The following is a 13,635-nucleotide window of genomic DNA, read 5'->3' on the forward strand; positions in this document are numbered from 1 at the left end:
CAACGCACATGCAGCTTGAAGTATGACGGGTATAGATATTTAATCTGGTATGTAATAAGGGTAAATAATGCAAATGATTACCTCGCGACAAAACAGATTATTAAAGTTTCTTCTGTCCCGGAAGGAATATGTTACGCTGCTAAAAATTGCCGAATATTTATCTGTTTCAGAGAAAACCGTCCAGCGCGATCTGCGGTTACTGGAACAATGGTTATCGGAATGGAAAATATCCATCGATAAACGTGCCGGTGCGGGCGTGATATTAAGTGCCGATAACATTACTGACCTTTTATATCTGGATCAGTTATTAGGGTCGGAGGGTGATGATGCTGACGGCATGATGAATAATTCACGGCGGGTTAAGATAGCCTCGCAATTATTAAGTGAAACGCCGCATGAAACATCGATCAATAAATTATCCGAACGTTATTTTATTAGTAGTGCATCGATTGTTAACGATCTGAAAGTGATTGAATCGTGGATTACCCCGCTGGGCCTGTCGCTGATTCGCAGCCAGAGCGGCACACACATTGAAGGCAGCGAGAGCGGGGTGCGCCAGGCGATGGCGTCGCTGATTAACGGTGTGATTAACCATAATGAACCTGGAAGCGTGATTTATTCACGACTTGATCCGGGCAGTTATAAAGCGTTAGTGCATTACTTTGGCGAAGAAGACGTTTTATTTGTCCAGACGCTGTTGCAGGAAATGGAGAACGATCTGTGCTGGTCGCTGGGCGAGCCTTATTACGTCAATATCTTTACTCATATTCTGATCATGATGTACCGCATTACGCGGGGCAATGCGCTGCCGAGAAAAGAAGAAAGCATCACGTCATGTGATGAGAACATTTTTTCCATTGCCAGTCGCATGATTCAGCATATCGAAAAACGCATTGCCCACCCGCTGCCGGAAGACGAAGTCTGGTTTATTTATCAATATATTATCTCCTCCGGTATGGTGATTGAAGAGCATAACGATGTGAGCGTGATTGGCCATTTGCACTCCAGCGACGAAGCACGCTTGATTACCCATCGGCTGATTGCCACCTTCGCCGAAATGGTTGACTGCGATCTTAGCCAGGACACTGCGCTGTATGACGGATTGCTGATCCATATTAAGCCGCTGATTAACCGCCTGAACTACCAGATCCGCATTCGTAATCCGCTGCTGGAGGACATTAAAGGCGAGTTGCAGGACGTCTGGCGTTTGACACAGTGCGCGGTGAATCGGGTGTTTAGCGGCTGGGGCGAACGGGCCGTGTCGGATGATGAGGTGGGATATTTAACCGTGCATTTTCAGGCCGCGATGGAGCGTCAGATAGCGCGTAAACGTGTGCTGCTGGTCTGCTCAACCGGTATCGGCACCTCTCACTTACTCAAAAGCCGCATTCTGCGCGCCTTTCCGGACTGGACCATCGTCGGCGTGGTGTCGGCAGGCAGCTTGCCCTCCGTCCTGACGGACGATATTGAACTGGTGGTATCGACGATCAATTTACCTGCCGTTGCCATGCCGGTCGTGTATGTCACCGCCTTCTTCAATGATGCGGATATTAAGCGGGTAACAGAAACGGTTATTACGGAAAAATTACATCGGGCGACGTCGCTGGTCGTTGAAAATTAATGTCTGAACTCCATGAGGTATGATTTATGGACATCACGAAAATACTCAATACAAATCGCGTTATTTTGGACATGAAGGCCACAAACAAAACGGAGGTTATTGAGGAACTGACGGATATTCTGCAAAAAGATGGGGCAATTAGCTGTCGGGAAACGTTTATTCAGGATGTCTGGCAGCGTGAATCAGAAGGCTCGACCGGCTTCGAAAATCATATTGCGATTCCGCACGGGAAATCCTCGGCGGTGGTCAATACCACGCTGGCGATTGGGCGTACCCGCCAGGATATTCCCTGGGAAACCCTGGACGGCAGCAACGTGCGCTGCATCATTCTGTTTGCCGTACGCCTTGAAGATCAAAACACCACCCATATTCGTCTGCTTTCGCAGGTTGCCGGCGCGTTGGCGGATGACGACATTATTGAACAACTGTTAGTCGAAAGCAGTCCACAGAAAATTATTGAGCTTTTTAGCCAATATGCTGAATCCAATGTCTGCTAAATCAAACGTGGAGCATGTTATGAATATTGTTTGTGTTGCCGCCTGTACGGCGGGTATTGCGCACACCTATATTGCCCGTGAGAAGTTAATTAAAGGTGCTAAAGCGCTTGGTCATAATATAAGAGTGGAAACCCAGGGGACTATCGGCACGGAAAACGAACTGCTGACAGAGGACATTTCTGCTGCTGATGTCGTGATTCTCGCTGTGGATGTAAAAATAAAAGGGGAGGAACGATTTTTAAATAAACGTATTGTGCGAGTGAAAACTGAAATTGTCATAAAGTCGCCCATTCAGTTTCTTGAAAAGGTCGAAAAATCATTAGCTAATAATAACCAGTAGCGATCCCCATTCTGGAGGGATTTCACATGAGTGAAAATAAAATTCCGCTATCTCAGGAAATAAAAAAACATTTATTAACGGGGATTTCGTGGATGATCCCGTTAATTGTTGCCGCCGGGATCTGTATTGCTCTCGGGCAAATACTTGGCGGTACTAACGTGGGTGAAAAAACAGGAACCATACCCTGGATGCTCAACCAGATTGGCGGCTGGGGGATGGGGTTAATCGTACCGCTGATTAGCGCGGCGATTGCGTACTCTATTGCTGACCGCCCCGGATTCGCACCGGGTCTGATTGTCGGCTTTGTCTGCGGTGAAATTCATACCGGTTTTATCGGCGGGATGCTGGGCGGTTTTCTGGTCGGTTATACCGTCCTGCTGCTCAAGCGCTATATCCGTTTGCCGCAGTCGATGCAGGGGTTGATGCCCATCATGGTGCTGCCGGTACTGAGTACCGTCATTGGTGGCCTGTTGATGATGACGCTCATTGGCAAACCGATAGCCTGGCTGCAGGACGCGTTGATTCATCTGCTGGAGTCCATGCAGGGCGGGTCACGCTTTTTAATGGGGGCCATCCTTGGCGCAATGGCGACATTCGACTTTGGCGGACCGGTGAATAAAACCATGTCGCTATTTGCTGACGGCATGTTAGTCAGCGGCGTGTACGGTCCGGAAGCGGTGAAGTTTGTCGGTTCGATAATCCCTCCGTTCGGCATTACGCTCTCCTTTTTGCTGACGCGTCACAAGTACACCTGTGCGGAGCGCGAGGCGCTGAAAGCGGCATTCCCGATGGGGATCTGCATGATTACCGAAGGGGTCATTCCCATTGCGGCGCGCGACCTGCTGCGCGTGGTGGGGTCCTGCGTAGTGGCCTCGGCGATAGCGGGCGGTCTGATTATGGTGTGGGGCGTCGAAAGCCCGGTACCGCACGGCGGCATGTTCGTGGTCCCGCTCTTTACGCATCCGCTACTGTTTTGCCTGGCGCTGGGGATCGGCACGGTGATTTGCGGCGTCATGCTGTCGTTGTGGAAGAAGCCGGTGACCGAACGTGACGAAGAGTTTGATGAACTTAGCGATCAAAAGCTGAAAGACGAAGAGATCACCTTCACCCTGGAATAACCGGAGGCCGTATGTTTGCCGATATGAAAAGCATGGTGACGAAAGCCTGGCGCGAGCAGTACGCGCTGCTGGCCATCAACTGTATGAACCTGGAAAGCGCCCGTGCGGCGGTGCGGGCGGCTGAGAAACACCGTGCGCCCATCATTCTGAATCTGTATCAGGGGCATCTGGGCCATTTTCCTGCACCGATAGCGGTGGCGGTCGTCAAAACGCTGGCAGAGGAAGCGTCGGTACCGGTCGCGCTGGCGCTGGATCATGGAAAGGACCCAGTGCGCATTCGACAGGCTTTTCGCGCCGGATTCAGCGGGTTAATGATCGACGCCTCCGCCTTTGCGCTGGAGGAGAACATTCGCCAGACCCGGGCGGTGGTTGAGCTCGCGACCAGCGTTTCTCTGTGCGTGGAAGGTGAGCTGGGGCATCTGGCCGACGCCCCGCGCTATGATCACGCAGCTAACGCTGATTTGATGACCCAGGCCGCCGATGTGGAGCCCTTTATCCAACAGACCGGTATCGATTTACTGGCGGTCTCGGTCGGCACGGCACATGGCATGTACGCGCCCGGTGTCATACCCGCCATTGATTTCCAGCGACTGGAGGAAATTGCCCGTTTATCAACGGTGCCGCTGGCGCTGCATGGCGGCAGCGGGACGCCGTTTGACCAGCTACAGCGCTGCCCGACGTTTGGCGTCGCCAAGATAAACGTTGGCGCGGCGGTTTTCGAAGCCGGAAAGGCTGCACTACTGCATACCCTGTGTCGCGACACATCCGGTGAACTCGTTGATGCCCTGGCCCTGATGGAGCAGGCCTGCGAGGAAGCCATTATTCCGTACCTGCAGGCCAGCGGCGCTATCGACAAAGCCTGATTCATTTTCTGTAACGCCTTCTATGCCTCTGCGACGACGCACTGGCAGGGCTTTCTACACCCTGAAACTGGAGAATTAACATGTTAGTTTCGATGAAAGAATTACTGCAACCTACCCGTCAGCACGGTTTTGCCATCGGCGCATTCAACGTGGCGGACAGCTGCTTTGTACGTGCAGTAGTGGAAGAAGCGGAAGCAACCAATACCCCGGCGATTATCTCCATTCACCCCAGCGAACATGATTTTGTAGGCGATGCGTTTTTTAGCTACGTCCGTGATATCACTCTGCGCAGCCCGGTTCCCTTTACTCTGCATCTGGACCACGGCGCTTCGGTCGAGCATGTCCTGCGGGCGATTCAGTGTGGGTTTACCTCGGTGATGATTGATGGCTCGCTGCTGCCGTATGAAGAGAACGTGGCGCTGACCCGCGAAGTGGTCAAGCTGGCGCATGCGGTAGGCGTTTCGGTGGAGGGGGAACTGGGTACGATTGGTCAAACCGGGACGTCAGTGGAAGGCGGTGTATCGAAGGTCACTTATACCGATCCTGATCAGGCACAGGATTTTATCGCCCGTACCGGCGCGGACACGCTGGCGGTGGCGATTGGAACTGCACACGGCATCTACCCGAAAGGGATGCAGCCAGAGCTGCAAATGCACATCCTGCGTGAGATTGCCGGGCGAGTGGACATTCCGCTCGTGCTGCATGGAGGTTCCGCGAACCCGGATGCGGAAATTGCCGAATCCGTTACGCTGGGCGTTGGCAAAATCAACATTTCCAGCGATATGAAATACGCTTACTTCCAGAAAGTCCGCGAAATCCTGGCGAAAGAAACCTGGTGGGACCCGAACGTTATTTACCCGGAAGCCATTAGCGCCGCGCGGGATGTGATCCGTCACAAAATGAAACTGTTCGGCTCAACCGGCAAAGCGTCACTTTACTAACCGCATACAGGCGGGGTGACCCGCCTTGTTCGCAACAAGGAAAAGTGGAATGAAGCGTTCACACATTAATTATGCCGTCGATAAAGCGCATGCCATCGCCGAGACTTTTCGGGTTTGCCTGCCTGACTTTGCGTATTTTACGGCTGACGCCTGGCGGCAACAGGATCACACTCTGTGGCGTGAAGTGCTCGATCTCCAACTGGGCTGGGATATAACCGACTTTGGGCGCGGAGATTTTGCGCAAACGGGGCTGACGTTACTGACGTTGCGCAATGGTCAGTTAGGGTCAGCCAGCTACCCCAAACCGTACGCCGAAAAGATGCTGCAGATTCAGCAGGATCAGCAGACGCCATGGCATTTTCATCGCCATAAAATGGAAGATATTGTTAACCGCGGCGGCGGTGATTTATGTATGCAGTTGGCGTGGGCTACGCCTGATGACGGGTATGATGTCCGGCGCATTGTTGAGGTTAGCGTTGATGGTCAGCGGCGTTCTGTTGACGCTGGCGAGACGCTGGTATTGAAACCGGGGCAGGGGGTATGCCTGCCGCCGCGGTTGTATCATCGCTTTTGGGCGGAGAAAGCGTTCGTGCTGGGCTGGGAGATCTCGATGGTCAATGACGACCTGCATGACAATCACTTCCTTGAGCCAGGCGGTCGCTTCCCGGCGATAGAAGAGGATGAGCCGGTGAAGTGGCTGTTGTGCAGTGAATATGCGCGCTTACAGCGATAAACGGCGACCCGGTCGGCAAATCGCCGCCGGGCCGTCAGATTTTACTGCGCAGCGGGTGGGGCGGTAACTTCACTACCGGATACCACGCCCGCCTGCATGGTTTGCGTTACCTGCTGTTTCTCCACGTTCACCGCATGCAACTGGCCGCTGACCGTTGGCTTGAGTGGCGCATCGGCTTGAATATTGCCGCTGGCGGTAAGCTGGATGTTACCGTCGCCGGAAAGCGGCAGTGCGGGCCATCCCCACTGCTGCAGAATCGTCATTGGCACGCCGCGCCCGTTCAGGCTGACCTGAGTTTGATGCTGAGGCAACTGTGAAATACTGGCAGTGGCCTCCAGCAACCCTTTTTCCGTATAGGCGCTTAGTTCGCTGATATTGATGGTGCTGCTGTTCGCCGTCAGCGCCAGCGAAGGACGACGCACGTCGGTGCGGTTAAAGGTGCCGGCAGCGGCGTTGAGGTTAGCGCTCCCGCTCCAGATCCCCCACTGATTGTTCTGCACCAGCCCGAGGTTAGCACCGTAGCCGTCCAGCGCGGTGAGCTGCCATGGGAAGCTCGGGTCGATATCAATCACCAGATTACGGCTGGCGCTGAATTTCTTCAGCGTCAGGCTGGCTAGCCAGCCTGGTAGAGGTTTCATCCACAGCTGTTTCCAGTTTTCCGGCAGCGTGTACTCCAGACCGGCAATGGCAGCATCATCGAGGACCAGCGCTTTGTTGTTGCGCTGCCAGTTTCCGGATGTTCTGACCATTCCCCCTTCCCAGCGGGTGGTGAACTGACGCAGCGCTATGCCCTGCGGCGAGAACTCGGCGTTCATAATCGGATCGAAAAAGTGCAGAGAGCCGTAGATAAACTCGCTGGCGTTCATCGACAGTTTTCCTTCCTGAGTTTGCCAGTCGTCCTTGCTGAAGGTCATGTTGCGCAAGCTCAGATCGAGATCCGTCACCGCCCAGTCAGGGCCTTGCAGACGGGCATCTGTTACTTCCAGACGACCAATTTGCAGGGAAGGAATAGTGCTTAACGGAGCAAAAAACTCGGCCAGAGATTTGTCGCTTTGCAGCCGAATATCGTTCAGGCGCAGATTCTCTACTACCCAACTACCGTCGGCATTGCGTTGCGCCACGCCGGTTAATGCGCCACGCGCCACGTCTGCGCCAATATTGCTCAGCATCACACGGTCATGGTCAATACTGCCTTCAATCAATACGTTGGTCGTGGGGACGTCGTTCAGCGTCAACGAACTGGCGCTGAGCTGAATTTGCGCTTTACTCCCGAGAATTTTACCCGCCTCAGGACTCCAGGGAATGACTCCGCCGTTAACGCGCTGCGCGCTCAGGGTCCACTCGCTACCGGGACTGTTAAGCGCCATATCTTGCAATTGCAGGCGATCGGCCTGGAACGGCAGCGGCGCAGTTTGCTGGGAAAGATTCAGCGTGCCGTTTTGCAAAAGAATGGTGTCTACGTGCAGCGGGTCGGTGATTTGGCGGCTGCTCAGTCCAATATCGACCGTTTTGGCGACCAGCGTTGCGGGCTGACCATCCCGGCCAAAGGTGACGTTTTCCAGCAGAATATGGGAAGGAGAAGAAAACCGGTGATCGATGGCATCAAATGCCAGATGGTAGCTGCTGTTTTGCGAAACCCAGGCGCTGACGTGCTCTGCGCCCCAGCGAGTTTGCAGTAGAAAATACAAACCGAGGATCGCCACTGCAAGGGCGATCAGCACGTAAAGAAGCAGCTTTCCAATAAATTTCATGGTCTTCCATCCCGCGAAGTGCACATAGTCAAGTTATGCACGATTTAGGCGCAATGCTCAAGGCGGGAATGGTGAAAGAGCGTTACAGCGGCGTTGATTCAGAATCAACGCCGCATTTTGCTTATTGCTTCTCTGGTGGGAACACCAGATTCAGAACGATAGCGGTAATACCGCCTGCGGCAATGCCGGAAGAGAGCAGGTTTTTCACCCAGTCCGGAGCGAACTGCAGGATCAGCGGCTGCTGGGAAACGCCGAGGCCGACGGCCAGCGACAGCGCGATAATCAGAATTGCGCGGCGGTTCAGCGGTTCGCGGGATACGATACGCACGCCAGATGCCGCGATAGTACCGAACATCACCAGCGTAGCACCGCCGAGTACTGGCTCAGGAATATGCTGTACAAAACCGCTGACCGCCGGGAACAGGCCCAACGCGATCAGCATCAGCGCAACCACAAAACCAACGTAGCGGCTGGCAACGCCCGTTAACTGAATAACCCCGTTGTTTTGTCCAAAACAGGAGTTCGGGAAGGTGTTGAATACGGCTGAAACAAACGAGTTCAGACCGTTCGCCAGTACGCCGCCTTTCAGGCGTTTCATATACAGCGGACCAGAAACGGGCTGCTCGGAGACATCGGAGGTGGCCGTAATATCACCGATGGTTTCCAGCGAGGTAATCATAAACACCAGCATCAGCGGCAGCAGCAAGCTCCAGTCGATACCCAGGCCATAATACAACGGCGTTGGCACCATCAGCAGGTCCTGACTTACCGGCGCGGTATTTTGCGGCAGCATATCCATAAACCACGCCAACAGGTAACCTGCCGCCATCGCAATCACCAGTGACGCAACGCGCAGGTACGGGTTGCGCTGGCGGTTAAGCAGGATAATCAGCGCCAGCACGACGCCTGCCAGCAGTAAATTCTTTGGTGCGCCAAAGGTGTTGTCGCTCATTGCCGCATAGCCGCCGCCAATCGACGTCAGACCTACCTGAATCAGTGACAGGCCGATAATCATCACCACCACGCCTGAGACCAGCGGGGTAATGATACGACGCGCCAGATGCAGTACGCGTGAGATAACCATCTCAGTGCAGCTTGCCAGCATCAGTGTACCGAACAGCGCCGCCATCATGGTTGGGACATCTGCACCACCGGTTTTTAGCGCTGTACCGCCCATAATCAGTGGCGCAACAAAGTTAAAGCTGGTGCCCTGAATGGATAATAGCCCTGAGCCGACCGGCCCCCAGGCTTTGATCTGAATGATAGAAGCCACGCCGGAAGCGAACAGCGACATACTGATTATGTGTTGAGTATCCTGAGCCGGTAAACCGAGCGCCTGGCAAATTAACAGCGCTGGGGTGATTACCGCGACGAACATGGCCAGCAGGTGCTGACAGGCGGCAAACAGGGTCTGGGCTAGCGGGGGGCGATCTTCAAGACGGTAAATCAGTTCACTGTTGTGAGTCTGCGCAACCGGTTGCGCATTTGTTGACTCTACGGCGTTAACGGACATCAGAGGCAATCCCATGGTGGAAAAGCGGTGATTTTATCTGACCATGGCGGAAATGCAAACGTTTGCTACCAGGCGTTCTTAATATTTAAAACGGATAAACAAACATTTTTATATAACTTTTCATGATTTTCTGCTTAAAATCCACACCGAAAACTCAATAAGAGCTAAAAATCGGTCTGGAATGCATCGTGCGTGATTGTGCTAAACGCACTAATGGAGTTGTAAATGTTTTATCTCGATACGTTATCAACGCTGGTTGCGGCAACCCTTGTGTTGCTGCTGGGACGTAAGCTCGTCCAGTCTGTTTCCTTCCTGAAAAAATACACCATTCCCGAACCTGTAGCTGGCGGATTGCTGGTGGCGATTGCGCTGCTGGTGCTGAAAAAAAGCATGGGTTGGGAAGTGAACTTCGATATGACCCTGCGCGATCCGCTGATGCTGGCATTCTTCGCCACTATCGGCCTGAACGCCAATATTGCCAGCCTGCGCGCGGGTGGCCGCGTGGTGGGTATCTTTCTGATTGTGGTTGTTGGCCTGCTGCTGATGCAAAACGCCATCGGTATTGGTATGGCGACCCTGCTGGGTCTGGATCCGCTGATGGGTCTGATCGCCGGTTCGATAACCCTCTCTGGTGGGCATGGAACCGGGGCCGCATGGAGCAAGCTGTTTATTGAGCGCTATGGTTTCGCTAATGCGACGGAAGTGGCGATGGCTTGCGCAACGTTTGGCCTGGTGCTGGGCGGATTGATTGGCGGCCCGGTGGCCCGCTATTTGGTCAAACACTCTACCACGCCAGACGGCATGCCGGACGATCAGGCTGTGCCTACCGCATTTGAAAAGCCGGATGTCGGACGCATAATCACTTCGCTGGTGCTGATTGAAACCATTGCGCTGATCGCCATCTGTCTGACGGTGGGTAAAATCGTTGCACAAATGTTGGTCGGAACGGTGCTGGAACTGCCGACTTTCGTCTGCGTGCTGTTTGTTGGGGTGATCCTCAGTAACGGCCTGGCGTTAATGGGTTTTTATCGGGTGTTCGAGCGCGCGGTTTCGGTGTTGGGTAACGTTAGCCTGTCGCTGTTCCTGGCGATGGCGCTAATGAGTCTGAAGCTGTGGGAGCTGGCTTCTCTGGCCCTGCCGATGCTGGCAATCCTGGTTGTGCAGACCATTTTCATGGCGCTGTACGCGATATTCGTCACCTGGCGCATGATGGGTAAGAACTACGATGCCGCCGTGCTGGCAGCCGGACACTGCGGTTTTGGCCTCGGTGCGACACCCACGGCGATTGCCAACATGCAGGCAATTACAGAACGTTTTGGACCATCCCATATGGCGTTTCTGGTGGTGCCGATGGTGGGGGCGTTCTTTATCGATATCGTCAATGCGCTGGTGATTAAGCTGTATCTGCTGCTGCCGATTTTTGCGCAATAATGTCTGTGCGGCGGAGTCACATCCGCCGCCGCTATGAATCGACTATGCGTTGGAGTAGCGCTCGGTTTCCGGCATCCAGCGTTCAATCAGCGCCACAGCCTGTTGCGGGTAACGTTCGTGAATATGACGGGCAATGCGCTGAACTTCCGGTATAATCGCCTGATCGCGCAGCAAATCTGCGACTTTGAATTCTGCCGTTCCGGTCTGGCGCGTACCCAACAGCTCGCCGGGCCCGCGGATCTCCAAGTCTTTTTGCGCGATCACGAATCCGTCGTTGCTGTCGCGCAGAACTTGCAGGCGTTTTTGCGCGGTTTTTGACAGCGGTGATTTGTAGAGCAGGACGCAGTGGGAGGCCACCGCGCCACGACCTACGCGACCACGTAGCTGGTGCAACTGCGCCAGGCCCAAGCGCTCCGGGTTTTCAATAATCATCAGGCTTGCATTAGGTACGTCTACGCCCACTTCAATCACCGTGGTGGCAACCAGCAGCTGCAGTTCGCCCTGCTTAAACGCCGCCATTACCGACTGCTTCTCTGCGGGCTTCATACGGCCGTGAACCAGGCCAATATTCAGTTCTGGCAGCACCAGTTTAAGCTCTTCCCACGTGGCTTCAGCCGCCTGAGCTTCTAACAAATCAGACTCTTCAATCAGCGTACAGACCCAGTACGCCTGGCGCCCTTCATGGGTACAAGCGTTGCGCACGCGGTCAATAATATCGCTGCGGCGGGTATCCGGAATCGCCACCGTGGTGACCGGCGTACGCCCCGGAGGGAGTTCGTCAATGACCGATGTGTCGAGATCGGCATAGGCGGTCATTGCCAGCGTGCGCGGGATTGGGGTGGCGGTCATGATTAGCTGGTGTGGGTGGAAACCCTGCTGCTGACCTTTCTCCCACAGCGCCAGGCGCTGATGTACGCCAAAACGGTGCTGTTCGTCGATGATAACCAGCGCCAGTCCGTTGAACTGCACCTGTTCCTGGAAAATTGCGTGCGTGCCGACAATCATCTGCACCTCACCGCTGGCGATAGCTTCCTGCTGTGCCAGGCGCGCTTTGCCTTTCTGTTTACCTGCCAGCCAGCCAACTTCAATACCCAGTGGCGCGAACCAGTTGCGGAAGTTATTGGCGTGCTGTTCAGCCAGCAGTTCGGTAGGGGCCATCAGTGCAACTTGCTTACCATGTGCGATGGCACGTAGGGCGGCCAGCGCCGCAACCAGCGTCTTACCTGAGCCGACATCGCCCTGTACCAGACGCATCATGGGGACATCCAGTGCCATATCGCGTTCGATCTCAGCGGTAACGCGGGCCTGGGCGCCGGTGGGTTTAAACGGCAGAGCCGCCAGCAGCTTATCTTTCAGCGCGTTGTTTGCGATCAGCGGCTGGGCGTGGAAACGTTGCGCCCCGGCGCGTAGTGCCAGCATGCTGAGGTTATGCGCCAGCAATTCTTCCAGTATCAGACGTCGCTGTGCTGGATGCTGACCGGTTTCCAGATCGCTCAACTGCAGTGACGGCGGTGGACGGTGCAATGTGCGCAGAGCTTCTGGCAGGCTCATCATGCCTTGCAACAGCTCTGGCGGCAGCAGTTCGGCAATGGCGCAGGTATCGAGCAGGTCCAGCGCTTGATCGGTCAGTTTGCGCAGCGTGGCCTGCTTCACGCCTTCGGTGGTTGGATACACCGGCGTGAGCGTTTCCTGCAATTCCGGCGTGCTGAGATCGCCCTGCACGCGATACTCCGGGTGGATCATCTCTGCGCCGTATTTTCCGCGTTTGGCTTCGCCATAGGCCAGCACCCGGCGACCGGTGGCGAGACTATTTTTCATTGCGGCGCTGAAGTTGAAAAAGCGCATGGTGAGAATGCCGGAGCCATCACTGATCTGACAGGTCATCATCCGGCGTCCGCCGAAGGTGATATTGCAGTTCAGCACTTCGCCTTCTACGGTGGCGTAAACGCCCGGCAGCAGTTCGCCAATCGGGTACAGGTGTGTGCGGTCTTCGTAACGCAGAGGGAGGTGGAGCAGAAGGTCCTGCACGGTGTGCAGGCCAATTTTCGCCAGTTTACTGCTTTGCGCTGCGCCAACGCCGGTCAGAGAATTGAGTGGGATGGCATCCAGTAAACGGCCTTTCATCGCGTTTATCTCGCAGATTGCATAGTGGCCCACCACGTTGCATCGGCTTCAATTTCGCCCTGCGTGTTTACGTGGGGGTAGGGAAGACCTTTGCGCTTAGCGACATTCGCCAGCACCGGATAACCGCCTTCAAACAGCAAACGCTGCTGCTCATCTTGCGCCAGCATGCTGTTTTCTCGTCGGTACATGCCGGCGTTTTGCCGCTGGCGCTGTGCTTCGTACAGAATCAGCGCGGAGGCGACCGAAACGTTCAGCGATTGCACCATGCCAGTCATGGGAATGATGATGTCCTGATCCGCCAGATCCAACGCTTCCTGAGTGATGCCGGTTTTCTCCTGGCCCATCAGGATGCAGGTGGGGCGCGTGTAATCAATCTCGCGAAAATCCACGGCTTTATCTGACAGATGTGTTGCCAGAACCTGCATGCCCTGGTTTTTTAAATGTGTGACCGCATCGCCAATAGTGCGGTGAGTCTTCACCTGTACCCAACTGTTGCTGCCTGCGGCAGAAGAGGCCATGGTGCGCATACGGCTACCAGGCCAGACGGCGTGGACTTCATGCACGCCGACCGCGTCTGCAGTACGAATGATTGCAGAAACGTTATGAGGTTTGTGGACCTGCTCCATGCAGACGGTCAGATCGGGCTGACGACGTGCGAGCATCTCGCAAATACGTGCATAACGTTGAGTATTCATAAAACGTG

At 54.6% G+C, this 13,635-nt stretch carries 12 protein-coding genes; 8 read left to right on the forward strand and 4 right to left on the reverse strand.

Annotation, left to right across the window (positions count from 1 at the left end; translation table 11 throughout):
• Positions 1-67 precede the first annotated feature (67 nt).
• The 7 genes from HV229_RS00310 (at position 68) to HV229_RS00340 (ending at position 6,113) form a co-directional block, all read left to right on the forward strand.
• Entirely contained in the window at positions 68-1,621 is a 1,554-nt protein-coding gene (locus HV229_RS00310; protein ID WP_181546651.1) for a PRD domain-containing protein, read from the forward strand.
• A gap of 26 nt (positions 1,622-1,647) precedes the next feature.
• On the forward strand, positions 1,648-2,118 hold the full coding sequence (locus HV229_RS00315; RefSeq protein WP_003842172.1) for a fructose PTS transporter subunit IIA: 471 nt from the start codon (positions 1,648-1,650) through the stop codon (positions 2,116-2,118).
• Positions 2,119-2,137: 19 nt separating this feature from the next.
• A complete protein-coding gene (locus HV229_RS00320) occupies positions 2,138-2,458 on the forward strand; it encodes a PTS fructose transporter subunit IIB (RefSeq protein ID WP_181546653.1) in 321 nt (106 codons plus the stop codon).
• Positions 2,459-2,484: 26 nt separating this feature from the next.
• The gene (locus tag HV229_RS00325; protein ID WP_181546655.1) at positions 2,485-3,576 is read left to right on the forward strand and encodes a PTS fructose transporter subunit IIC; all 1,092 of its coding nucleotides are present in this window, start codon (positions 2,485-2,487) and stop codon (positions 3,574-3,576) included.
• An 11-nt stretch (positions 3,577-3,587) separates the two neighbouring features.
• Positions 3,588-4,439, forward strand: coding sequence for a class II fructose-bisphosphate aldolase (locus HV229_RS00330; RefSeq protein ID WP_053388722.1), 852 nt, complete (start codon positions 3,588-3,590; stop codon positions 4,437-4,439).
• A gap of 80 nt (positions 4,440-4,519) precedes the next feature.
• Positions 4,520-5,380 (forward strand): ketose-bisphosphate aldolase, encoded by an 861-nt coding sequence (locus tag HV229_RS00335; RefSeq protein ID WP_016155012.1) that lies wholly within the window; start codon positions 4,520-4,522, stop codon positions 5,378-5,380.
• 49 nt (positions 5,381-5,429) lie between these two features.
• Complete coding sequence (locus HV229_RS00340) at positions 5,430-6,113, forward strand: D-lyxose/D-mannose family sugar isomerase (protein ID WP_181546657.1); 684 nt, start codon at positions 5,430-5,432, stop codon at positions 6,111-6,113.
• 41 nt (positions 6,114-6,154) lie between these two features.
• Here HV229_RS00340 and HV229_RS00345 read toward each other — a convergent pair whose 3' ends face one another.
• A complete protein-coding gene (locus HV229_RS00345) occupies positions 6,155-7,864 on the reverse strand; it encodes an AsmA family protein (RefSeq protein WP_181546659.1) in 1,710 nt (569 codons plus the stop codon).
• Positions 7,865-7,985: 121 nt separating this feature from the next.
• A complete protein-coding gene (xanP, locus tag HV229_RS00350) occupies positions 7,986-9,377 on the reverse strand; it encodes a xanthine/proton symporter XanP (RefSeq protein WP_003024026.1) in 1,392 nt (463 codons plus the stop codon).
• A gap of 225 nt (positions 9,378-9,602) precedes the next feature.
• Here xanP and gltS point away from each other — a divergent pair, with 225 nt between their 5' ends.
• Positions 9,603-10,808, forward strand: a complete 1,206-nt coding sequence (gene gltS, locus HV229_RS00355) for a sodium/glutamate symporter (protein WP_016155009.1) — start codon at positions 9,603-9,605, stop codon at positions 10,806-10,808.
• 42 nt (positions 10,809-10,850) lie between these two features.
• On the opposite strand, the gene recG is transcribed toward gltS, so the two are convergent.
• The gene (gene recG / locus HV229_RS00360; protein ID WP_016155008.1) at positions 10,851-12,932 is read right to left on the reverse strand and encodes an ATP-dependent DNA helicase RecG; all 2,082 of its coding nucleotides are present in this window, start codon (positions 12,930-12,932) and stop codon (positions 10,851-10,853) included.
• Between the two features lie 5 nt (positions 12,933-12,937).
• Positions 12,938-13,627, reverse strand: a complete 690-nt coding sequence (trmH, locus tag HV229_RS00365; protein WP_131347196.1) for a tRNA (guanosine(18)-2'-O)-methyltransferase TrmH — start codon at positions 13,625-13,627, stop codon at positions 12,938-12,940.
• Positions 13,628-13,635: the final 8 nt, after the last annotated feature.

Origin of the sequence: Citrobacter sp. RHBSTW-00524 (assembly GCF_013747755.1) — a bacterium.
GTDB lineage: Bacteria > Pseudomonadota > Gammaproteobacteria > Enterobacterales > Enterobacteriaceae > Citrobacter > Citrobacter braakii.

Coding starts and splice junctions, on each gene's coding strand:
- HV229_RS00330 (WP_053388722.1), top strand. CDS start 3,588: ATGTTTGCCGATATGAAAAGCATGGTGACGAAAGCCTGGCGCGAGCAG.
- HV229_RS00345 (WP_181546659.1), bottom strand. CDS start 7,864: ATGAAATTTATTGGAAAGCTGCTTCTTTACGTGCTGATCGCCCTTGCA.
- HV229_RS00325 (WP_181546655.1), top strand. CDS start 2,485: ATGAGTGAAAATAAAATTCCGCTATCTCAGGAAATAAAAAAACATTTA.
- recG (WP_016155008.1), bottom strand. CDS start 12,932: ATGAAAGGCCGTTTACTGGATGCCATCCCACTCAATTCTCTGACCGGC.
- trmH (WP_131347196.1), bottom strand. CDS start 13,627: ATGAATACTCAACGTTATGCACGTATTTGCGAGATGCTCGCACGTCGT.
- HV229_RS00310 (WP_181546651.1), top strand. CDS start 68: ATGCAAATGATTACCTCGCGACAAAACAGATTATTAAAGTTTCTTCTG.
- xanP (WP_003024026.1), bottom strand. CDS start 9,377: ATGTCCGTTAACGCCGTAGAGTCAACAAATGCGCAACCGGTTGCGCAG.
- gltS (WP_016155009.1), top strand. CDS start 9,603: ATGTTTTATCTCGATACGTTATCAACGCTGGTTGCGGCAACCCTTGTG.
- HV229_RS00335 (WP_016155012.1), top strand. CDS start 4,520: ATGTTAGTTTCGATGAAAGAATTACTGCAACCTACCCGTCAGCACGGT.
- HV229_RS00340 (WP_181546657.1), top strand. CDS start 5,430: ATGAAGCGTTCACACATTAATTATGCCGTCGATAAAGCGCATGCCATC.
- HV229_RS00315 (WP_003842172.1), top strand. CDS start 1,648: ATGGACATCACGAAAATACTCAATACAAATCGCGTTATTTTGGACATG.
- HV229_RS00320 (WP_181546653.1), top strand. CDS start 2,138: ATGAATATTGTTTGTGTTGCCGCCTGTACGGCGGGTATTGCGCACACC.